The organism is Trichodesmium erythraeum IMS101 (genome assembly GCF_000014265.1).
Taxonomy (GTDB): Bacteria; Cyanobacteriota; Cyanobacteriia; order Cyanobacteriales; family Microcoleaceae; genus Trichodesmium; species Trichodesmium erythraeum.
In genome coordinates this window covers 4,259,322-4,283,491 of sequence record NC_008312.1, presented here as the reverse complement: position 1 = coordinate 4,283,491, position 24,170 = coordinate 4,259,322, and the positions used below count along the sequence as shown (strand labels likewise).

Below are 24,170 nucleotides of genomic sequence, written 5' to 3'. Positions count from 1 at the left end.
TTCCGGTTGCAGTCTGTCATGATAGCAATCTCAAGCCTCCAAATCTCTTTCCTAATGGCTAACTCTTACTTATATTATATCAGTTTGTTAGTTAATTAGAACAAAAATTATTACTGAATTGAGGGGCGATCGCTAACCAATTTCTATAAATAAATCTATCTCTTATTTGTAGGCTGGGTTGAGGCAAGGAAACCCAACAATGAAGCGTTAGGTTTTAGGTTTTAGGTGTTAGGTTTTAGGTTTTAGGTTTAAAGATTAACAACCAGATAATAAGTATCAATTTGCTTTTCTAAACTGACCCCAAAATCATCCCTGGATGCCATAGTCCTTGTCTGGCTATCCCCTAATTTATAGGTTTTAGTCAGTCCTAGGTAGGGTTGAGGTAAGGAAACCCAACATGGATTAATTCGGCTCGTACGACTTTATTCCCTCTAAGGATATTAGGACTAAGTTTCAATTATAAACTTCTTTTTGTGTATAAAAAATATTTCCGTTCCCCAACATCATCAAAAATCTAACAAAACCTATAATTCTCAACAAAAAATTTTTGGCAATATTGCAAAACTATCTCTGGTTCAACCTGTAAATAAATTAGAATAAATAATTAATCATTTTACATTGCCCGAAATTATTAATTTAACAATTAAAGGAAATAATGAATGTAGTTCGTGAAGCGATCGCAAATTTCTGTTGTTTAATTGTGTAAAATATTGTTATTATGAGAGAGAATATATTGAGGGCCACTAATGGGAAGGCCATCAACACCCCGAAGCCATCTCAAAATGGGATAATAAATTGATAATTGATAATTAATTGATAACTGAATTATGTCGTTTTAAGCGAAATCATAGTAGTTATATTTGCTAGAAACCCTAACGAAAGTCTGAAAATATGTTTGAACGCTTCACCGAAAAACCAATCAAAGCGATAATGTTGGCCCAGCATGAGGCTGGTCGTTTGGGACATAACTTTGTAGATACAGAACAAATCCTTCTGGGTTTAATTGGAGAAGGAACAGGGGTAGCAGCCAAAGTCCTAAAATCTATGGGCGTAAGCCTAAAGGATGCTCGGATTGAAGTGGAAAAAATAATTGGCCGTGGTTCAGGAGATGTAGAAGCAGAAATTCCATTTGCTCCTAGAGCTAAAACAGTTTTAGAATTCTCTTCGGAGGAAGCACAGCAATTAGGACATAATTATATTGGGACAGAGCATTTACTTTTGGGTTTAATTCGAGAAGGAGAAGGAGTAGCTGTAAGGGTTCTGGAAAATCTAGGAGTAGATCTCTCTAAAGTCCCCACTCTGATAAACGAGATGTTGCTTGAGACTGATGAGGTAGAGGTGGATATTCGTCAGAGGTCTAAAAGTATGTTTGATCGCTTCACCGAAAAACCAATCAAAGCGATCATGTTGGCCCAGGATGAGGCCCGTCGCTTGGGACATGACTTTGTAGAGACAGAACAAATCCTTCTGGGTTTAATTGGAGAAGGAACAGGGGTAGCGGCCAAAGTCCTAAAATATATGGGCGTAAACCTAAAGGATGCTCGGATTGAAGTGGAAAAAATAATTGGCCGTGGTTCGGGAGATGTAGAAGCAGAAATTCCATTTGCTCCTAGAGCTAAAACAGTTTTAGAATTCTCTTTGGAGGAAGCACAGCAATTAGGACATAATTATATTGGGACAGAGCATTTACTTTTGGGTTTAATTCGAGAAGGAGAAGGAGTAGCTGTAAGGGTTCTGGAAAATCTAGGAGTAGATCTCTCTAAAGTCCCCACTCTGATAAACGAGATGTTGCTTGAGACTGTTAAATTAGCTAATCAAAAATCAAATAATGACATTGAAGAACTAAAAAGTACTATTAAAACTGATATAGACAAACAAAATTATTTGAAGTTTTTGGGAGAGGTATTGCAGGCAACCAGACAAAGCAAAGGTAACTCGAAAGTTGTTTACCCACTCCTAGAACAAAACTTAGATAAGCTTGATGGTAACTGTGCTGATATATTGCGACACCGGGCAACTGCTATATTTTCTGAAGTGGAGGCGGATGTAGCAGAAGATATGGCTATGTCTATTGGTTATTTCAGTGGCCTCATTCAGGAATTTCCTCTGGGTAACAAAGCAAACAACATGGAAATTAGTATTGCAGGTTATGAAGTCGTGCTAAAAGTCTTTACCTCTAAGAGTCACCGGGAAATTTGGGCAATGACTCAAAATAATCTCGGCGTTGCCTACAGAGACAGAATAAGGGGAGACAAAGCCCAAAATATTGAAGCTGCCATTGCTGCATGCCAACAAGCTTTGCTGGTGCGCACCCAAACTGACTTCCCCATCGACTGGGCAGCAACTCAAAATAATCTAGGCATTGCCTACAGTAACAGAATAAGGGGAGACAAAGCCGAAAATATTGAAGCCGCCATTGCTGCATACCAACAAGCTTTGCTGGTGCGCACCCAAACTGACTTCCCCATGGACTGGGCAATGACTCAAAATAATCTCGGCAATGCCTACAGTGACAGAATAAGGGGAGACAAAGCCGAAAATATTGAAACTGCCATTGCTGCATACGAACAAGCTTTGCTGGTGCACAGCCAAACTGACTTCCCCATCGACTGGGCAAAAACTCAAAATAATCTCGGCCTTGCCTACAGTAACAGAATAAGGGGAGACAAAGCCGAAAATATTGAAGCTGCTATTGCTGCATGCCAACAAGCTTTGCTGGTGTTCACCCAAACAGACTTCCCCATGGACTGGGCAGGAACTCAAAATAATCTCGGCATTGCCTACAGTGACAGAATAAGGGGAGACAAAGCCGAAAATATTGAAGCCGCCATTGCTGCATTCCAACAAGCTTTGCTGGTACGCACCCAAACAGACTTCCCCATGGACTGGGCAGGAACTCAAAATAATCTCGGCAATGCCTACAGAGAAAGAATAAGGGGAGACAAAGCCGAAAATATTGAAGCCGCCATTGCTGCATTCCAACAAGCTTTGCTGGTGCGCACCCAAACTGACTTCCCCATGGACTGGGCAATGACTCAAAATCATCTCGGCATTGCCTACTGTGAAAGAATAAGGGGAGACAAAGCCGAAAATATTGAAGCTGCCATTGCTGCATGCCAACAAGCTTTGCTGGTGCGCACCCAAACTGACTTCCCCGTGGACTGGGCAGGAACTCAAAATCATCTCGGCGTTGCCTACATTTACAGAATAAGGGGAGACAAAGCCGAAAATATTGAAGCTGCCATTGCTGCATGCCAACAAGCTTTGCTGGTGTACACCCAAACTGACTTCCCCATCAACTGGGCAGGAACTCAAAACAATCTCGGCAATGCCTACAGAGAAAGAATAAGGGGAGACAAAGCCGAAAATATTGAAGCTGCTATTGCTGCATGCCAACAAGCTTTGCTGGTGTTCACCCAAACTGACTTACCCATGGACTGGGCAATGACTCAAAATAATCTCGGCGTTGCCTACATTTACAGAATAAGGGGAGACAAAGCCGAAAATATTGAAGCTGCCATTGCTGCATGCCAACAAGCTTTGCTGGTGCGCACCCAAACTGACTTACCCATCGACTGGGCAATGACTCAAAATAATCTCGGCGTTGCCTACATTTACAGAATAAGGGGAGACAAAGCCGAAAATATTGAAGCTGCCATTGCTGCATGCCAACAAGCTTTGCTGGTGCGCACCCAAACTGACTTACCCATCGACTGGGCAATGACTCAAAATCATCTCGGCGCTGCCTACAGTGACAGAATAAGGGGAGACAAAACCGAAAATATTGAATCTGCCATTGCTGCATACCAACAAGCTTTGCTGGTGTACACCCAAACTGACTTACCCATGGACTGGGCAAGAACTCAAAATAATCTCGGCAATGCCTACATTTACAGAATAAGGGGAGACAAAGCCGAAAATATTGAAGCCGCCATTGCTGCATACCAACAAGCTTTGCTGGTGCGCACCCAAACAGACTTCCCCATGGACTGGGCAACAACTCAAAATAATCTCGGCGCTGCCTACATTTACAGAATAAGGGGAGACAAAGCCGAAAATATTGAAGCTGCCATTGCTGAATACCAACAAGCTTTACAGGTACTCACCCAAACTGACTTCCCCATGGACTGGGCAATGACTCAAAATAATCTCGGCGCTGCCTACATTTACAGAATAAGGGGAGAAAAAGCCGAAAATATTGAAGTCGCCATTGCTGCATTCCAACAAGCTTTGCTGGTGCGTACCCTGGAAGCAAACCCCATCGACCATCTACAAACCACCAACAACTTAGGCTACCTATATTTCGACAACCAAAACTGGCAACTCGCAGCCGACAACTATGAAAAAGCCATAGCTGCAGTGGAACTCAGCCGCAGTTGGGCAACTACCGACAAACGCCGCCAAGAGATTATAGCAGAAGCAATATCAGTTTATCAAAATCTGGTGCAAACATACATCAATTTAGAGCAATGGGATCAAGCCTTCAAAACAGCCGAACGCAGCAAAACTCGCAACCTAGTCGAACTTCTAGCCAAGCGCGACATCTATCCTAAAGGCGATGTTCCCCAAGAGATCATCGCCGAGCTAGATCGACTACGAAGCACCATTCCATCACTAGAAAGGCGGTTACAAGGAGTTCTAGAGCGACTATCTGGAAATACAAGCCCACCAGAAGAACCCCAGCGGCGATCGCTCATGGCATCACAGCAACAGCTACAACAAGAATTGCAGCTATCAAGGCAACAGCTAGAGGAGACACTTGAACGGATCAAGCCTATAGACTCCAGCTTCAGCCTGACTCAGAGGGTAGAGCCGATTTCTTGGAGTGATACCCAAAGTCGAATTGATGAAAGCACTACCATAATTGAGTGGTATATTACGAAGGATAAAATTATCACCTTTATTCTGACCGCCAACAGTCTGCTAGTCAAACAAACTGACAAAAAAACGCTTGAAGCCTTAGTAAATTGGGGAGATGATTATTTGACTGCATATTTGCAAGAAGACAAAAAACAGTGGCAAGACCATTTAGCCTCCAACCTCAAAAGGTTGGCCGAGATTCTTGATATCGATGGCCTCCTCACCCAGGTCGGCGAGATTTTTTACCAGCAAGGAAAGAAATGCGACCGCCTCATCCTCATTCCCCATCGGTTCCTACACCTATTTCCCCTCCATGCCATGCCTTTAGCCAATGGAGATTTACTCATGGAGCGCTTTCCTGGAAGTCTCAGCTATGCTCCCAGCCTCCAACTGCTGCAACTGAGTCAAACCTGGAACCGTTCCTCACTCAAACATTTTTTCAGTGTCACGAACCCTACAGAAGACCTCAGTTTTACCGAGCCAGAAGTTGCCACTATTCGCGCTGACTTTTATCCTAACGATGACGTCTTAGAACGACAACAAGCTACCAAAACTGCCCTCACCCAGGAACGTCTGGCTGAAACCAACGTGGCTCATTTTGCCTGTCGCGGTTATTTTAATTTTAAATCGCCTATTGATTCTGCTCTGCTGTTGGCAGGGAGTACAACTCCAACTCCTCAGGAAACTGCAGATGGAAATGGGATTAATTTGGAAAAATGCCTAACTTTAGGGGATATTTTCGCCTTAGACTTGCGTCAATGTCGCCTCACCAGCCTCTCCGCCTGCGAAACAGGCCTGAGCGATTTTAAATCCCTTGGGGATGAATATATTGGTCTGCCCAGCGGTTTTCTCTATGCAGGGAGTCCAAGTGTGGTTAGTAGTCTCTGGACTGTTAATGACCTCTCCACAGCCCTTTTGATGATTCAGTTGTATAAAAATTTGCTAAATTCCCAGGAGCAGACTAATGTAGCGATCGCTCTTAACCAAGCTCAACTTTGGCTGCGAGACCTAACCAAAAAAGAGTTGGAAAAATGGATTTTAGAAAATAAAATCCCCCTGAGTCCAACCCTGGAAATGAATCTAGCCTGTCGTTTGCATCAAATGTCAGATAAGTATCAGCCCTTTGAATCACCATTCTACTGGGCAGGGTTTTGCGCGATCGGCTAATAATGAAAAAACTTCAATCACACATCTCCAATAAGAAAAAATCTAGTCAATTATACCACAGAAATCATCAATTACTTCCCTACTCCCTAGGGAGGTTAGATGTAAACTTCCTACCTACCTCCTCTTTTCTGGAAAATTATAATACAATAAATACTTAAGATTACCAGTCCAAACTGCCCAAATAATGAAAGAAATACCCCAGACCATAGGACTGCATAGTCCCAGTCTTGTACTCTATGCTTTCCATCTGCGCAACAGTATCAACCAGGGATTAAAACCTACTTCAAAAGCACCCCGGTTGTGGGAACAGTTAGTAGATTTGGGAAATAAGCTGAATATTCCAGAACTGCAAAATCTGCAACAACAACTAATTAGTTATCAAAATAACCAGTATTTTCCCGCAGCAGAAGATAACCTAGAAAGTGAATATGAAATTTTATTACCTAATCAACAAACCAAATTAGACTTTGAAATAACCTCCAAGTCTGGTGATAGGCAACTTCAAGGATTACTCTGTCCATACCGAGTACACGATACTTATGCAATAGATTTCACCCTACATTCTCAAAGCACTTTTTTCCTATCTCAACTAGCTCAACTTAATCCCCAATACCTACTACTCCCCTCACAAATTCAAGCTTCTCTAGGGCAAACCCTATTACTTTTTGGACAACCAAGTGAATTACAGGAAAACCATCAAGATTTTGCAGATGCTTGTGTTGCTAAATTACTGCCAACAACAAATAGAACTGAGCTAATAAATACAGGTCATTTACTGGGAAACCCGATTTTTGAATATGAAAGCCGACATAAAGACCCTAGTCAGCGACTTCATATTCTAGTTTGGTTGAAATGCCAAAATCTGGATCCAGAGGAAAAGAAAATGGATAAGGCATCCGAGTTAATACTTCTTCTTTTGTGGTGTCGTCATAAGATACAGTATATCTATCATCAATCTCGCGGGTGCGAGGGTCAGCTCAAACAACTGTATAGCAAAATAGAACAGCACAAGAAAAGCTTCCGTCAAATTTCCCGATCACCAAATAGGCAAGAACAACTTAGACCATTACTTGTAGAATTACAGGATATAGATATTAAGTATGCTGACTACTTAGAGGAATTGGAAGCCCACAAAAATACCATTGCTACTAATGAAAAAAATTATAGGATGAAACTAGAAAAGCTAGGGGAGCTACCCGATACTGACTTAAGTTTGTGGGAAGATTTTTTAAATTACATCCGCAAAAAATTGCAAAGTCAAATTCAAGCAGATCTGGAATTCCTGAGTCCTAAGCGTACTCACCTGCAAAATCTAAAAGCCGCAATAAAGGAAAACCTTACTCAGACACCTTCTGGCAACAAGACCCGAGGAATTACTGACGAACTTCGTCATCAACTGTATAAAGCTCTGTTAGAGTGTGACCAATTTGAAACTAATCAAGAACTACAAAGTTTTTTCAAAGGTCAGGCTCGGCTCTCTCCTTGGGCCAATAGCTTACCAGAAGGTAAAAATACGGCCCAACGAGTCAGACTAGTGATTGGCTTTTTAGTAAATAAGTATCGTAGCGATACCAATGAGAATGTACTGGTTATTTTGGTAAACTCCCTTAGTAGTACAATTGATCCAGCAGATACTCGGAATCAAACTTTATCTGAATTAGCAGAAAAGCTTAAGTATTGTTTATAAAAAAATATAGACACAGCAGATTTCGGGCGAATGATGTACAGGGTAAATGCTAAAAATCATATATTACCAGTATATTGACGGTTTGGGGGTACCTGATAAATCTGAAATATGCTGTAAAATGTCAGAGAACGCTCGGCCCTTTGAATCGCCCTTTTACTGAGTTGTATTTTGTACTATTAGTCAATAGGAGGAAAAATGTCATTATCTAAATACGAAGAAAATATAATAAAGTTTGTCGACCTAATAAAAAAACAACCTAATTTATTCAAAGAAAAAGAACGCACTAATTTGCGGCAGTTGCTTCAAAAGCTTCCAGATAATGTTGAAAAAATCTCTGATGCCATAGCCCTCTGGTGTAATGAACATCCGCAAATTCGAGATGCTTTTCTTAATATCCGCATTAATAGCATTCCAGATCCTCGAGCTGCAAATGGTCGTGCTACTCCTCTCACAGGAAAGGAAACCAAGGAGATAATCGAAAACTTGGTTATTGAGAGCAGCGAGTCAAAAGAATCAGAACTATCAAAAAAAGGGAAAACCCTGATCAGTAGAGGCATTGATATTATTGGTAGTTTTTTTTCAACAAAATAATATAGCAAATAGGCCGTCAGCAACTCATAGTAGTTGTAGGTTGGGTTGAAGCCACAAAACCCAACATAGATTAATTCGGCTTGTAGTTCGACTTTAGTCCCTCTAAAGATATTAAGACTAAACCCTTATTTTTTTTAATATTCATATAAGTTTATACTCAGTTAAAATAATCACTACTAGTGTTAAATTATCTCAGAATTTGATAAAATATACAACGTAAAAAAAAATGTTTCGCGTATCGCTCAATTAACTTGCTGGTTGAAATTCATCTCAGCGTTAAATTGTCCGATAATAGCGGCAGTCCTATAGGCAAAATTCCTTGATAGACTTATAATATGGCTGGCATTCCCCCTGAACTATATCAAAAATTGCGTCAATTTCTGTTAGACTGTGAACAATTTGAGAGCGATCGCGCCCTTCAGTCTATTGTTTCCACTTATCAACCACTAAGACCTTGGCGTTTTTTACCCCAAGCCAACAGTATGGCCAGTAGAGTAAACTTAGTAATTAGCTATTTACATAACAAATATCACAGTGACACCAAAGAAAATGCTCTTGTCTTACTGTTACGTCTCTTAAAAGATTTAATCGAAGAAGAAGATCAACGTCACCAACAACTAGTCAATCTAATTATAGAACTGGAAAATGCTTTTGCAGATAACTCAACTCTGGATAACCTTAAACCAGAAACCAAGACAGAAACTACAATTCGAGGCACAAAAAAAAGAAAGCTCGAAGAAGAAAAACGTCAACCCATAAAAAATCGTTGGGCTTTTTTGGTAGGAGTCAACCGCTATAATGATCCAGGAGTTCACAAGTTAAAATTCTGTGTAAAAGATGTGCAAAAATTAGAAAAGAAACTCAAAGAACTTGGATACACAGTCATGTGTTTACATGATGATCTTGAATCTGATAGCCGCCGCTTCCCCATCCACAACAATATAGAAGCTGAATTAATTAACCTATGCAATATGGTCGATGTAGATGACCTATTGCTGGTGTATTTTGCTTGTCACGGTAAACTTGGGCGCGATGAACAACCTATGCTCATAGTCAGGGATACCCGTTTACCAACCATCGAAAAAACAGGTTTGTCTCTAGCCGACATAAAAAAATCCATGCATTCTAGCAAAGCAAGACGTTTAGTACTGACATTGGATGCTTGTCATATGGGAGTCGAAACCGGACGAGGAATTGACGAGCCCCAATTCATTCAAAATGCTTATGAATTAGCTGAAGGTTTTGCCTTAATTGCCGCGAGTACAGCACAGCAAAAAGCCCTAGAGTCACCAGAGAAAAATTCTGGAGTCTTCACCCACTACCTAATAGAAGGACTCAGCGGTGATGCAGACCGGGAGAAAAAGGGTTTCGTGACTGTAGACGATCTTAAGACTTATGTGCTCCATAGTCTTCGTCGTTGGAGTATCGAGAATGATGAAGAAATTCAAGAACCAACTGCCAAGACAGAAGGACTAGGGGATATGATAGTTGCAGATTATCGCTATAGCCATGATTAAACAAAGATAATTATCAAAAACTAAACTTACAGCCCTTTTCAAATTGATAAACAACATCGCCATAACTAAAACTTTGTACGGACCTTGCATCACAAAAATGCGTTTCATATCCCATAGCGAAACCTCCATAAATGCAACCTCCCTACCATGATTTACCGTGCAGGAAAACTGGGGTATCATAACAGATAATAATTATACTTTAACAAAATGTTAGGTAATCAAAGAATCAGGAGAACTAGTATGATGCGCGGTCAAAAAACTATGATGGTACTATTGAGTCTAGCTCTAAACTTGGTATTGGTAGCACCTCCTGTGAAAGCTGAACCAAAAGTTACCATAACCCCATCCAATTTAACCGTAGTAGGAACTAAATGTCCAGTTTTTTTTTACTGTCCTGTCCTGAAGCGCCGTCTAGTTTTACAAACTAATCAGGCCATCGCAAACTTACAAATACTCAGCCTAGATTTGGATCGAACCGATGGAACCACCGTTTTACAAGGTAGCGCGATTAATCCAATTTTGTCCACAACCTCAGTGGAACCAAATCAACCACTGACTATCCCAGTTGAATTCAACTTAAACGATGCCAAAAGTGGTGAATTTAGTGGTGTTTTACTAGCCATCCATTCTGATGGACAACTGGTTATACCTATAATTGTACGAGTAAAAGATCATTGGCTGGGACCAATATTCCTCTTGCTATTAGGCGTTATGGTAAGTATTGGCATGTCTGCCTACCGTACTGATGGCAGAAACCGTGATGAAATTGTGGTGCTAGTTAGCCGCATTCGCACTCAGATGAAAGCTGACCCAGAACTAGTAAAATCATTTCAGGTAAAAATCAATGGATATCTAATTGATGTAGACACCGATTTAACAAACAAGCGATGGGATGAGGCAAAGCAAGCTGTAGCAAAAGCTCAAACAACTTGGGATAAATGGCGAAAAAGTAGAGAAGACTGGTTAGCTTTATCCGAATTTGAGTCTTCCTTTCTAGATCTAGATAATCTCACCACTGATGCTCCCTATGTACAAACAGTAGGTAGCTACTTAGAGAATATTAAGCGACAAACAGCTGATAAAGAAAATCCCGAACAGTTGAGGAAAGAGTTAAATGATTTGCGGCAACAACTGGTTCGTTACCTGGGAGGTGAAGCTAAACTAGAGAGATTCGATAATCTTAGAAATGAGTTAACTGGGTCAGCACAACAAGAGCAAGCACTTAGAGATATATCTCAATACTTGCAGCAGGAATTAAATAATCTTTCTCCAACTGAGCTAGAAGCTTTCCAAAGATGGGAGCAGGAGATTGATAATGAACTCAAACAACTAGACCAAGCCATTAAACAACAACAAATTTCCAACAATGAAGCTCAAAGTAACCTCAGCATAACTTCCAGGGGTGTTAGTAGCACCTATCCTGCCCGCCTTCCTAACCCAGTTCCTGATGTTCAACCTCTACAACTTAATCCTGTAGGGTCTGCCCGCAATCTATTTTTGTTTCAATTATTAAGTTATACAATTGCAATTTTCCTCCTGGCGGGTGCAGGCTTTAGACAACTTTATGTCACTCAACCCACCTTTGGAGCAAATCTTTGGACAGATTATTTTGCTCTGCTAGCTTGGGGTTTTGGAGCTGAGGCTACTCGCGATGCCGTTACCAAAACTATCCGCGAGTGGAAATTGCCCGGACTCAAATGAAACAAAGCCAAGTTAGGTTTTAGGTTTTAGGTTTTAGGTTTAAAAATTAACAAACAGAAAACAAATATCAATGTACTTATGGGAGCGATCGCTAATTTTAGGTTTTAAGTTTTAGGTTTTAGGTTTTAGGTTTAAACATTAACAAACAGAAAACAAATATCAATGTACTTATGGGAGCGATCGCTAATTTTAGGTTTGAAGTTTTAGGTTTTAGGTTTTAGGTTTAAAAATTAACAAACAGAAAACAAATATCAATGTACTTATGGGAGCGATCGCTAATTTAAGGTTTTAGGTGTTAGGTTTTAGGTTTTAGGTTTAAACATTAACAAACAGAAAACAAATATCAATGTACTTATGGGAGCGATCGCTAATTTTAGGTTTTAAGTTTTAGGTTTTAGGTTTTAGGTTTAAACATTAACAAACAGAAAACAAATATTAATGTACTTATGGGAGCGATAAAATCATCCCTGCCAGGAATTTAGGCAGAACCTCCAGTAGAGGCAAATAGTATTTACCCTCCTCAGATAGCATTTGCCCTCTACAGATAGTGTATTATCTACAAGTTTGTGTAAGTCCTAAAAATCTTACTTTGTCATTTTTTAATTACAAAAGCAGGGACGTTGCATGCAAGGTTTTTACTAAGGAACAGACAATTTATAGAAGAGGAAGTCGGATATATTTACCCCTTAATTTTTATGCCATGATCAGCCCACAATAATTAAAATAGGTGACCTTGAAAACCGAAAATCAGACACTTTACAGCACTTTTCAGATTTATCAACCACATAGTCATAAGTAAAACCAAACAAAAGCGAATAGCCAGAAAGCCCCTACTCTAATGACAACCGCCCTATTATTGGGTAAATTGCACAAGCAGCGATCGCAGAGGCTTACCTTAGCAATATAGCAAAAGCGATATCCAGCATTACTACAAATTTTTTTCCCCCGTCGAAACAAGCTCATGAAAAATTTTAAGTGTCTGGAAAATATCCACTGCAAATTGAAGTCTTTTTCTGATTTTTAAACCTCTTTTTTCTTCCTTAACCTGCTATAGAGCGATAAAAACTGAGCTTGTTGAATCCATTTATTAACTAAATCTAACGCCGGAGAAAGGTCACGACGTTGCATAGTTGATATTTGTAGCTTAAGTATTTGTTGATGCAATTTATGGACAGAAGTTTGAGATAGTTGAGAAACTGAAACAATACCCCCATGAAGTAGTAGTCCGCAATATTCACAACCAACAGTAGGAACTCTAGCTAAATCTGCTAATGCAACCCATTTTTTTACAGATTGAACATTAATTTTTAATTGACTTGCTAGGATTAATTTTTCTTCAGAAGTTTTAGTTATTTCCAATAATTTTCTAGTAGTATTAATACCATTTTTTGTTAGTAATATTTGATCCTTTTTACTTAAACCAGGCAACTTTTCAATAGACCAACTTTGAGATTTTATTGATGAAATTTCTAATGACTTTTTCATATTTATTTATTGTATTTTTGAATTTTTTATCGATCATCATTAAAACTAGGACCAACCAAAAAAAACCAGTTTTTACGATAAATCATTGTTTTTTCAGAATACTTTAGCAAAAAAAACTGGATTTCTGGGTTTCCCTACAGACAGCATATTTCAGGTTTATAGGACACGCCTACCAGGGCAAGATCTCCCCACATCATTTGCCCAAAACCAGCTATAAGTCCTTTAACAACTTAATAACCTGACTTCTAAATTCTAAATTCCTACTTTCTGACTTTAGCCATAACCTCCTCTTATACAAAAACAAAAAACATATTGAAATTCCATACTGTAATTAGGGCTTCCTGATTAAACATCAAAGCATTAACACATAAAGGTACTAGCCTTTTCCTAGTCAAAAAAAGTCCCTGGTTTTCGGTTTTTCAAAGTTAAAAAAATAGCATTTTGGGCTAACAATGCCAGAAAAATCAAGAGACAAATATATCCAACTAGCCTTCCCAGGAAAAGTTAAAAGTGGGTTTTCGGCTCCTTAAAAAGACTTTTTCAACAAACCCTAATTAGCCATCACTTTCCCCGCTGCAGAATAATTGCAAATCTAGATTTTCTCCTATTGTCCACCATAAACTTCAACTAAACTTAATTCAAAATCAACTAATATACATTCCTACATACCAGGAAATTAATTATCATCAGAACTTATACCCTAAAATATATTTTTGTCATTACCAGGGACAGAGTTCCAGCCGTAGTCCATCAGAATAGTAATCTCAAGTCAATACTTTCGTAGTAGATGGGTAATACCAATTACCAAATTTATTCAAGAATTAATACAAGCAAAATCACCTTATTAATAATTTAAGCTAAGTTAATATTAATTATTATTATATTTACTTTTACCTCTACCTCAATACTTCCATACTTTTCTGCTCAATAAAATGTAAAAAAGATTTTGATAAATAATATAATTCCTATCTAATCTTAACCTTCTGACTCAATAAAACTTCTTAAAATTCCCATCAACTTACCAATATTATTCAAGAAATACTCATTAGGATCAACCCTTACTACTTGATCAAATAACTTCATAAATTTCCAGTTAGTACCAGTAGTAACACAGCCATAAATTGTATAATTCTTGTTTTGCCGTCGATTAAATATTTGTGCTGCTACCATCTCAGCAATACACTGACCTAAACCTGATTGAATATTATCATTTTTGGCTTCCAAAATTATAGCAACCGGAGATTTAATTATTAATTGAGAAGGAGATTTACTGATAATAAAATCACAATAACCAATCAATCCTAATTGACTATCCACATTAAATTCTCTACCAGAAAACAGACTAATATTTGACTCAAATTGTTTTTTTAACTCAATCAAAATTGGTGTAATAATCATTTCTGATCTAGCTTTTTCCGTAGCAATTTCTAAAGCAATAGGAGTATTATATTGCAGACATTGTTTTAAGAAATCGCTAATTTTTACCTCTGGAATTGTAGCGAAAAGTTCCAGACTTTCAAGAATATTCAGCCCAAAAGTTTGTTCAACTGTTTCTAGATTAAATTGACTATAAGACATCTTAGTGTCGACTTCAGCTACATAATTTATAGATTAACAAATTGGTTAATTCATATTTTTATATGATATCAAATTTACTTAATTTCGTAAAAAAAATATTTCATATTCAGCAAGGATGCAAATATTCCTACTATTGAATGCTTACTGTGAGAGTGAGGTGCGCGATCGCTACCTTCTTTAATTTCCCATAATAATAAAGGACTTACCGCTAGCCGTGAGATACAAATATACCCAGTAAGATCCAACACCACAAATTGCTCCCTACTCCCTAGTTCTTAACCTATTCACCTATCAACTCAGCAAAGTCAGCAGCATTTAATAGAGGAATACTAGTTAATGTTAAATTTTCCGCCACATGCTCAGGAGACTTCATCCCCACCAGAGCCGAACATAAACCAGGAACACTACGGGTAAACTGGAGAGCAGATAGCGCATCTGTTTTCAGGCTCTTACTAAGGGCAGTCATAATTTTTTTTGGCAACTGCTCGAAGTTTTTAGCTTGAGCAATAGAAGCACTAGCGATCGCATTTATCCCAAGTTTATTGGCTGCAGTAATAGCCGGTAAAATTTTGCCATCTACAAATTGAGTAGGAGTAATAACAGCTTCCAACATTGCTAAATTAACTGGTAGTTGAATGAATTGGAAGTGATCGCCTTTTCCCCCTGCTACTTCTTGAGCAATAGACTTAGTTTTACTTAAGTCAATATGTTTTGGATCAGTTGGCTGCACCCGAAAACCTTGCCAAGTAGCTATGCCATAAGAAGTTATTTTACCAGCATGAGCAGCCTTTTCTAGCACTGAAAAAACTGCTTTCAGACGACGATAAAATTCATCCGTAGAAATAATTCCTAACTGAGTTTCTGGGTTATGCAAGTAATAAACATCAATAGTTTCTATACCCAAATTAATTAAGCTGCGTTCTAGCTGGTCTTGAATATATTCTGGGTGCATACAGTGAATTCCCGCCACCAGATCTGTTTCTTGAATATTAAACTTAGAGTTATTTATATATTCTCCTTTAAACCACTCTTCTCTTGCTCGGTTAGGAATAAAACCACCTTTAGAACAAATAACTAATTCTTCTCGTGATACAGTTTTTGATTCTATTAATTTAAGTAGAGCTTTTTTTAGACTTATTTCCCCGTGCTGAGACCGATAATTTATAGCAGTATCTATTAAATTTATTCCACCTTTTACTGATTTAAGAATAGCTTCTGTCACTAAATTATCTGTAGCTGTATCCGAAGAACCTAGATATGTACCGATACCTATTGAACTAGCAGTAAAATTATTAAATTCTCGGAAGTGTTCTGGCAGACATTCTATTTGATGAAGTTCAGAATAATGCTTAGTTTTTATTGCTGTAGCTTTTCCTAAAATCACTTTTTTTCAACCCTCATTAATTATATATACATATGAATATGGCGATGAAACTAATACTCGGACAAAAACCGCCATGGAGTCAGAAAATAGGCTCAAATATAAACAGACAAAACCTTTGAACTAAAAAAGATATAAACCCAAAGAGAGCAAAGGTTATAACAATTTTTTTACCATTGAAGTAATTAGACTAAACTTTGCTCATTTTTTCAACCAGAAAATGTTTAAGTATCAATAGCTAAGGACTCAAAACTGAATGTTTATACATCAAGATAATTAATTCTTTTTAGATCAGGTAGAAAATATATAGAAAAATCAGAAATGATTTGGAGAACAACGACAACGTTATCAAAAAATTTATTTGTACTAAAACATAAATTTTCTAAGCAATAAGATACTTCTTTTTTTTCCTTTTCCACCGAATACTAACCATTAATTTCAAGCCGTCAAATATAGCAGTTGCCATAACCTTTAGAACATTCTCAATCTTCTCCAAACATAGTCAATACTGCCAATTTAACTTCTGAGCTATGACTTCTGACCTCAGCCATAAGTGCGTGATATCAACATTCATCCTCTCGTATTACTAACAATACCCTAGTAGTTCTATTTATATCTTCTGGTACATCTGATAACATAATCATACTTGTATCTAGATAGTCAATTTTCCAAACATATTCCACACCATCCATCATCACTTTACCCATTTCATGTTGACCCTCAGGGTCATTTTCAGGTGTAAAATCACAAAAATCTTGAATTTCTTTAAATAGTTCTTTTTGTTTTTTTCTCGACAATGCTAATACTTGCCGACTCATTTTATATTCTCCCAGACTTTTATCTCCATTCCTAAAGCGATCATTTAACTTAGTTATTGTTCTTTGCCTAACTTCTTTCTCTGTTATTCTGTCCCATAATTTTTGAGCAGAATATCCTAGAGATTTTACTGCATTAAAAGCTTCCAAATTCCAAGATGCAACTGATTCTATTTGAGCTTTCAAATATGACCAATTTATTTGATTCTCAATTTTAATCAACCTTTCTGGCTTAGACTTATCTTCTATTAACAATAAAGTTAAATATGGCATTTTTTCCAACTTATCCAATGGAGTTGGTAAAATATTTCCTCCATAATGATTAATCCAAACTTGATAAATATAATCATTTCCCGATAACTGGAATAGAACATGTAGTGGTGCAACAGAAATAGAGCCTACTTTTGTGAAAAAAACTCCAGCTTTAGCAGTCACTTTCAAAGGACTTTCTAAATCCCAACTTTTCCCTGAAGAAAGTTTCAATAAAAATAATGGTTCATAATCTGTCGTCAAGTCAGATATTGTCGACATAGGTAGGAACATTTGATTTTTTTCAGTACGAGGATGACTTAAAATCCAATTCCAAGTTGATGCACCTATTGGAGCCTGACTAAATGCTTTCAAAAAATCACTTTCTTGAGGTTCAGATAATTGTTTATGTTGATTTAATAATTGTTTATTTCTGCTCATTTTTCTCTCAATAATTTATTTTTAAAGATAATTTAAACTTTCTTGATTTTTATATTTAAGATTAACTGTACCTGATTTTTATACTTTGGTTTTCACTAGGAATAAATTATACGACAGGAGTTTGCACCCTATATTTTATAATATCCGACTTGAGAATAAAATATAAAAATTGATTAAGGTTTTAATTAATTATGGCTACTAGATTATAGTATAAGTACTTCTCTACCCGAATCTATATTGAGTTTTTTGGCCAAAATGCCCTATTTATCAACTTAGCTGTAGTAGTAAAATTTTTTCTAGGCGTCATTTTAATTATCAGTACCGACCTCTAAAACTGAAACCAAGAAAAATTAGAGTTAGATTTTTTCATCCCCTGAAAAGGGAAAGATTGAAATTTTATATTTTGTTCAACATCTCTGGCGGATTAAAATCTGCCATCAAATTCAAAACTTTATACATATATTAAATTAAATAAGAGAAAATACTTGATTGACTGAGGATAATTATCAAAAATTTCCTAGGAACAGCAAATAGTCTTTCTACTATAATCTATTTCCATTAATATATTTATTAAGATATCATGTACAAAATTAGAAGTTATCGTCTTAATTTTAAAGGTTTTTAGTTCAAATTAACCATTATAAAAATTATCACCACCAATGGGCAAATTACTATAACTAAATCAAATTATTTTTATATCTCCTGCTTAAGTATATAATTATATTTTGCTTCCTTACTCTTAAGACTAGTTAAATGAATTGCCCTATAGTTCTATATAGATACTTATAGTAGTCCTTTTTTGGTTGTACCAATATCACAAAAACTGCTGTAAGCTTATTTTTCGAATTTCCAATTTTGTATTAAATACAAATTCAGTTATCATGGCAAATTTAAGTGGAACTTGGCTAGGTACTTATTGGCAACAAACAAATCCTACAAGATTTGAAGCTACCTTTATTCAAGGTGGTAATACCTTAAGTGGCAATATTCTAGACGGTAATTATCTAGGAGAAGCTACATTAAGCGGTAAAGTTATTGGACATAAGATTAATTTTGCAAAGCAATATCTCATAGGTTCACAATACATTATTAATTATGTTGGGACTATTTCTGAAGATGAAAATTTTATCCAGGGGCAATGGCTAATAAATAGATTTAATTCTGGAATTTGGGAAGCTCACAGAAGTAATGAAAACCTAATGTTAGACTTAAAAAATATTGTTTCTGAAGATTTACCTCTATCTTTGAGTTAACCATTAATAACTTTTCATATTCTATAAGTAAATCAATTATGTCATCACCAAAAAAATACTCCTATATATTGTTTTCAAGCAACTTAGAAACTAGGATAGTGCATTAAGAAAGTTTGGGAATGATCATATAATCATTGTCAACAAATACTTTCAATCATCATGAAATGTTCTACACGTGGCCATCACAAATCTCTGATACATGGAGTCAAGAAAGTCAAATATATTATTATCTTAAATGTCAACCAATTTCAGTAACGCTTTCGACAGTTTAATACCATAGCAGAAAAATTCAACCTTAACAAATGTATACAGTTCTACAGGCTCACATTGAAGGCAGTAGTTTAACAGGAATTGCTCCCACAATTAGATAGATAACAAAAGAGTTCAAAAGTACTCAATATTCAGGATTAACCAAAACATAAGCCTAGTTTTTGTCAACAATAATTATTTAATAATAATAAATAAATTATTTTCATAATACCATAAACATAATTAAAATCAATTAACCAGTAATATCTAGATAATTTAAAAAATTTAATTGTTCTACTCCAAAACTATAGGTGAATACTCTGGGAAACTTGGGCTAATAAAATACAAAAATATATTCAATTTGAGACGAGTCTCTAGAATTTACAAAGATTTTTATCAGATCAGCAAATCAAGTTTTAAAACTTATAGTTTCCTACTTTCAAAGATTAGGTTAATCAGACCTTTAAAAAAAATGAAGAGTTGTATCTAATGATTAGATTAGACTAAATTTAGTGTCGTAAATTTATTAGTTGTCTGCCTAGTTAATCACTATCACATTATACCAATTTACCTTGCCAATCTAGACAAAAAAGGTAACAGTAACTTTTGTGAAAAACAAAAAGTATTATTGAGAGTATTAAATTTTAGAAGTACTTACACCTATCTCATCTTTGATTTCATCAAGCTTTGACCACTTACTTAAGTTCCTGCTTTCTCTTTTCTCTTTCAGAATTGATTTTGGCATTAATAAACAACTTACAAAATATTGTGCTTGCCATTCAACAGAGTCTATTTTATTGCCTTCTACACCGCGAGCTTGTTCTGACTCTTTTGCTTTTCCATAATCATTGAAATCGAGTTTTAAGTGTTCTACAAGCACCTATCCTTTGTCTAGATTCAGATGTAGCACCCAATTACTAATTTTATAAGCAAAAGTTGATTCTTGAAACCATTGATACTTTTCTAAAATTTCCTCATTGATTTCAATAACTTGTTTAGTTCTTAATATTCAAGCAGCGATCGCTGCCCCTTCATCAGGGGGAATATAATTCTAAACTACTCCCAAATCCCAAAAATCAGCCACTAAAGAAGCATGAAAAGGCCATTTGGGAGAAAAATTTGTGCTTTTGTGCATTCCCGTCAGAAAATAATTTACCTGATACTAAATCAACTCTTTGACATAAAAGCTATAGGGTTTGAGGATACTCATCGCTTATTCTCCCTTGCCGTTTGAGATATTTCATAAGCAAACTCAGGATTTTCTTTCATTCGTTGAAATAATACTTGCATCTCTCTTGGGTTTTGTTTGAGAACCTCCTCATACTGTTGAGGAATTCTACCAGCCAGGAAAATCAATTCCTCTGGATTCAAATTGAGATTCTTCGCTAATCCGCGAATCACTTCTTCTTTTGGCGCATAGTCAGCGCGATCGTTTTCTAGCTTGGACAAATAGGTGAAGTCCACTCCTAAGTGCTTGGCCAACTCCCTTTGGGAATATCCTTTGTCCTTCCGGACTTTTCTAATTAGCTTTCCAAAACTCTTTCCCACGACTTTCTACCTCCTGGTCTGTATTTTAGACTACTTTGACGAAAATTTCAACTAAAAGTTTGACGATTAAATCAACAATTTCTACAGGAATTTTGATTGACATTATGATCAATCTAAAGCAAGATAATGCTAAAGTTAAACATTCAGTCAATTTAAATCAGGATCTATATATAGTTTAATGCTCAAATTGACTCATTGTAAATTAACCCAAAATCATTACAAGTATAGTCTACCTGAAAGATAGATCAATAAAACAAAACAGTTTTTTATTAGATGTCCTAACACACTTAAATCTATCTTCCATAAACCCGGTTTCTATAATCCAAAAAGTGATAAATATTTACTACAAATAGTTAGGTAATCCTTGATAAGTTAGGATTCAAGAGTCATAAGGGAATAGCTTCGATCTAATTTTTTAGATTATAATTTATCCTATTACTCAAAGAGACATATCCTGTAAAGTCAATTGATACGCCCTTATTATTCATAACATGATTTTTTATCCCTGTAAAATAATTAATGTGTGAGGACTAATGAGATATAAAAACAAATTAAATTTTGCAATACATTAGGGAATTATTGACAGTAAAATTGTGGTGAATTTTTTAGATAAATAAGTGTGCAAGTTGAACTAAACTTAATAACAAAAATTATGAGAATGATCCTAAATATACTCATAAACCTTGTCCCCTTAAAATTCATGAACATATTCTAGTGTTAATCTTCTATCGTTATGAATAATAACCACTCAACTAAACACCATATTCAATAGTATTAAATGTAATTCTTTTACAGTAAATTTCTAACTAAACTTGGAATATCAGAGGGTCGCTTTGCAACTGGTATATTAGCTCCTTCAAAAGCTCCAGTTCTTTCACTTTCAATTTCACGAACAACTTTATTACTAATTAAACAATTAACAGGACTATAATTTTGATTTATCGGAGCGCAAGTACCAGCAATATAAGCAATTACAGGTTTATCAATTGTCTCTGAAATATAAGAAGCTGCTAGTTCTTCAGCTACACCACCAACTTCTCCCACTAACACAATTAACTCTGTCTGGTCATCCTCATCTAATATTTGCAACCACTGCAAGAAAGAAGAACCTACAATTGGATCGCAACCAAGACTCACACAAATAGACTGTCCCAACCTTGACCTTGTTAGTTCCCAGGCAACCTCATAAGTCAGAGTATTGCTACGACTAATGATGCCTATTGGACCTGGAGTATAAAACTGAGTTGGATGAGTACCCAGTAACAGCTTCTCTGGTATAATAATACCTGCACAGTTTGGCCCAACAATCAAAGTTTCCGTAGTCTCAGCTTTTCTTAATAGCTTAACCATATCCAGGGGAGGCACACCTTCTGTAATAATCACAATTTGTTTGAGACCCGAAGTGATCGCCTCTAAAGCAGCATCTAATACCTGATAAGCAGGCATAACTATTACGCTAGTATCAATTACACCCATCTTTGCCACTGCCTGCTCTACCAAACTAAAGACAGGAATACCTAGCCATTCTTCTCCCCCTTCTCCTGGACTAATACCTGCCACCACATTTGTCCCACAAGACCTCATTGTTAAAGCTATCTGGGTAGATATTTTTTCTGTAACACCCTGAACTATAACTTTGCTATATTTAGTTAAATTCATCATACTTTAGCCATTATTTATATAGGCATTTATTACACAAACAATCATTTATCATATCAAAGGTTTTTATTTATAGCATTTCTCAAGCTACTGAGGTAAAGTTATTTTTTCTTTTCTATTATCACCGTAGGGAAGTTGCAGCAACTTCCCTACCTACTACTACGCAAAAAACAAATAGGTGTACATTACCAATATGGAAATTACTAAATAGTCAGTTACACATCTATACAAGCTACATTCTTGGCCTTCTTATGAGCTCAAATAATGAGAATGAGCTCAAAAAAACTGGAAAACACTTACTCAAATATTACTTGAGCTTTTTTTTGTCGAAAAAATGTAATGTTCAGTCTTTAGGACAAACAAGTCTCAAAATAATTAATTTTGAGCTATTAAAGGCATAAAAATTGTTCGTCATTCCCATTGTTCGTGCCTGGTGATCCTTAATATTTCGTAGGTCTATACCTCTTACCCTCACCCATAAATATATTCAGCAAGTCCTAATTAGAACAAGAAAATAATAACGCAACAGCAATTATATAACCTATCAATTATATTTGAGTTCAAATTATTTACATGTAATTTATTCTCTTTTTAAACAAGTACATAAGATAAATTATATATTGATTGAAGTCTACATCCAATCCTTGTGCAAACATTAAACTCTATCAAGTATTTTGTGTAGGTGCTTATCACTATTTAGACAAATAAACAGCCTGGCTCACTGCATCCTCTAAGTTTTCTATAACCTCTACAGGTAGATCTGATAAACGTTCCCTAGCTTTGCTAATTCTACCTCCTAATAAACGCAGCACAAACCGAATTTTTTTCTGGTCTATACTTGTTAATTTATTCAAATATTCATATACTATAGTAATTAACTCATCACTTGTTTCAACTATACCTATAACGTTTATTAAAACCACCTTAATATTGTCTCTTTGACTAACTAAATCCAAAGCTGTAAACATTTGCGATCGTAAACTATTCTTAACTTCCAAATAATCACCTAGCTTAATATTTAGAAAATTAGCTGGTTTTCCCTGAGCTTGTATAACCATATCTACAGTAGCCATTGTTAAACCCTTACCATTGCATAAAATTCCAATATTTCCCTGTAATTCTTTAAATTTCAGTCGATAGTCTGGAATTATTTTTCTATTACTGACAGCATTAATATTGTTGAACACTAATAAAGAACTATCCTCTATTTCCTTAACTTCTTTCTGTTTAATTTCATAATTATCACTAATATTTTGCCCTACTATACTTAATAATTCTGGATGACGACCTAGAGCGTAATCATTAACACTAACCTTACCATCTAAAGCCATTACTTCTCCTTTTGGGCTAATACCCAGCGGATTAATTTCTATCATATCTAAATCCTTTTCAACAAATAATTGATACATTTTTTCCACTATATGACTGACTAATTCTATTAGTTTTCCTTCCAGTCCAATTTTCACCATTAAACGACGTGCATAAAAAGGAGAAAATTCTTGATTAACAACCACCTTTTGCATACTTTTAATCGCTGTTTCTGTATCAATACCCCCTTGTTTTGAACCAAGAAGTACAGGGCGACGTACTATTGGGTCTAAAACAACTGCCAAATATAATTCCTGGTCAGCATTGTACTTTGCCTCTGCCAACAAAACTGCTGGATACTCATCTTTAATTGGCAAATTAAAAATTGTCTGAGCTGCTGCTACAGCATCAATTGTATTTTCGACAAATTTAATACCCCCTAAGCTACTTCTTTCCCCAGTATGAACTTGAGACTTTAGTACAACTGGGTAAGGGATTTTTAATTTTTTTAAATCTTTAGGATAATCTATTCTTTGAGATGGCAAAACAGGTATTCCCATCTCACTAAACAATGCTTTTGCCTGATATTCTAATAAATCCATATCAACTTAACCTTTAATTTTCTCTAGTTAATAAGAGTTAAGATATTTTATTTTAGCAAATTAACTTGAAAACTACATT

General features: G+C 36.2%; 15 protein-coding genes. 6 read left to right on the top strand and 9 right to left on the bottom strand.

The window, feature by feature from the left end:
* The first annotated feature begins 891 nt into the window (after nt 1–891).
* The 5 genes from TERY_RS25340 to TERY_RS13230 all read left to right on the top strand — a co-directional run bounded on the left by TERY_RS25340 (nt 892) and on the right by TERY_RS13230 (nt 11,523).
* The gene (locus tag TERY_RS25340; protein WP_011612307.1) at nt 892–6,027 is read left to right on the top strand and encodes a Clp protease N-terminal domain-containing protein; all 5,136 of its coding nucleotides are present in this window, start codon (nt 892–894) and stop codon (nt 6,025–6,027) included.
* Nucleotides 6,028–6,211: 184 nt separating this feature from the next.
* Nucleotides 6,212–7,714 carry a hypothetical protein gene (locus tag TERY_RS13245; RefSeq protein WP_011612306.1) on the top strand — a complete coding sequence of 501 codons (1,503 nt, stop codon included), beginning with the start codon at nt 6,212–6,214 and terminating at the stop codon, nt 7,712–7,714.
* Nucleotides 7,715–7,909: 195 nt separating this feature from the next.
* Nucleotides 7,910–8,305, top strand: coding sequence for a hypothetical protein (locus TERY_RS25335; protein ID WP_011612305.1), 396 nt, complete (start codon nt 7,910–7,912; stop codon nt 8,303–8,305).
* Nucleotides 8,306–8,640: 335 nt separating this feature from the next.
* Nucleotides 8,641–9,822: a caspase family protein gene (locus TERY_RS13235; RefSeq protein WP_011612304.1), complete on the top strand. Its 1,182-nt coding sequence runs from the start codon at nt 8,641–8,643 to the stop codon at nt 9,820–9,822.
* A gap of 240 nt (nt 9,823–10,062) precedes the next feature.
* A complete protein-coding gene (locus tag TERY_RS13230; RefSeq protein WP_011612303.1) occupies nt 10,063–11,523 on the top strand; it encodes a hypothetical protein in 1,461 nt (486 codons plus the stop codon).
* 1,020 nt (nt 11,524–12,543) lie between these two features.
* Here TERY_RS13230 and TERY_RS13225 read toward each other — a convergent pair.
* The 5 genes from TERY_RS13225 to TERY_RS30690 form a co-directional block, all read right to left on the bottom strand.
* A complete protein-coding gene (locus tag TERY_RS13225; protein ID WP_011612302.1) occupies nt 12,544–13,008 on the bottom strand; it encodes a DUF4332 domain-containing protein in 465 nt (154 codons plus the stop codon).
* Nucleotides 13,009–13,983: 975 nt separating this feature from the next.
* Nucleotides 13,984–14,586 (bottom strand): hypothetical protein, encoded by a 603-nt coding sequence (locus TERY_RS13220; protein ID WP_011612301.1) that lies wholly within the window; start codon nt 14,584–14,586, stop codon nt 13,984–13,986.
* Between the two features lie 74 nt (nt 14,587–14,660).
* Nucleotides 14,661–14,837 (bottom strand): hypothetical protein, encoded by a 177-nt coding sequence (locus TERY_RS33085; protein WP_155994420.1) that lies wholly within the window; start codon nt 14,835–14,837, stop codon nt 14,661–14,663.
* A gap of 29 nt (nt 14,838–14,866) precedes the next feature.
* Nucleotides 14,867–15,970 (bottom strand): aldo/keto reductase, encoded by a 1,104-nt coding sequence (locus TERY_RS13215; protein WP_011612300.1) that lies wholly within the window; start codon nt 15,968–15,970, stop codon nt 14,867–14,869.
* A 560-nt stretch (nt 15,971–16,530) separates the two neighbouring features.
* Nucleotides 16,531–17,472: a DUF3768 domain-containing protein gene (locus TERY_RS30690; protein ID WP_011612299.1), complete on the bottom strand. Its 942-nt coding sequence runs from the start codon at nt 17,470–17,472 to the stop codon at nt 16,531–16,533.
* Nucleotides 17,473–18,353: 881 nt separating this feature from the next.
* Between TERY_RS30690 and TERY_RS13205 the strand changes: the two genes are divergently transcribed.
* Entirely contained in the window at nt 18,354–18,725 is a 372-nt protein-coding gene (locus TERY_RS13205) for a hypothetical protein (protein ID WP_011612298.1), read from the top strand.
* 886 nt (nt 18,726–19,611) lie between these two features.
* Here the strand turns inward: TERY_RS13205 and TERY_RS25325 are convergent.
* The 4 genes from TERY_RS25325 to TERY_RS13185 all read right to left on the bottom strand — a co-directional run bounded on the left by TERY_RS25325 (nt 19,612) and on the right by TERY_RS13185 (nt 24,091).
* On the bottom strand, nt 19,612–19,854 hold the full coding sequence (locus tag TERY_RS25325; protein WP_011612297.1) for a hypothetical protein: 243 nt from the start codon (nt 19,852–19,854) through the stop codon (nt 19,612–19,614).
* A 326-nt stretch (nt 19,855–20,180) separates the two neighbouring features.
* A complete protein-coding gene (locus TERY_RS13195; RefSeq protein ID WP_011612296.1) occupies nt 20,181–20,522 on the bottom strand; it encodes a helix-turn-helix domain-containing protein in 342 nt (113 codons plus the stop codon).
* A 789-nt stretch (nt 20,523–21,311) separates the two neighbouring features.
* On the bottom strand, nt 21,312–22,181 hold the full coding sequence (locus TERY_RS13190; protein WP_044136804.1) for a succinate--CoA ligase subunit alpha: 870 nt from the start codon (nt 22,179–22,181) through the stop codon (nt 21,312–21,314).
* 692 nt (nt 22,182–22,873) lie between these two features.
* Nucleotides 22,874–24,091, bottom strand: coding sequence for an ATP-grasp domain-containing protein (locus TERY_RS13185; RefSeq protein WP_011612294.1), 1,218 nt, complete (start codon nt 24,089–24,091; stop codon nt 22,874–22,876).
* Between the last annotated feature and the right edge of the window lie 79 nt (nt 24,092–24,170).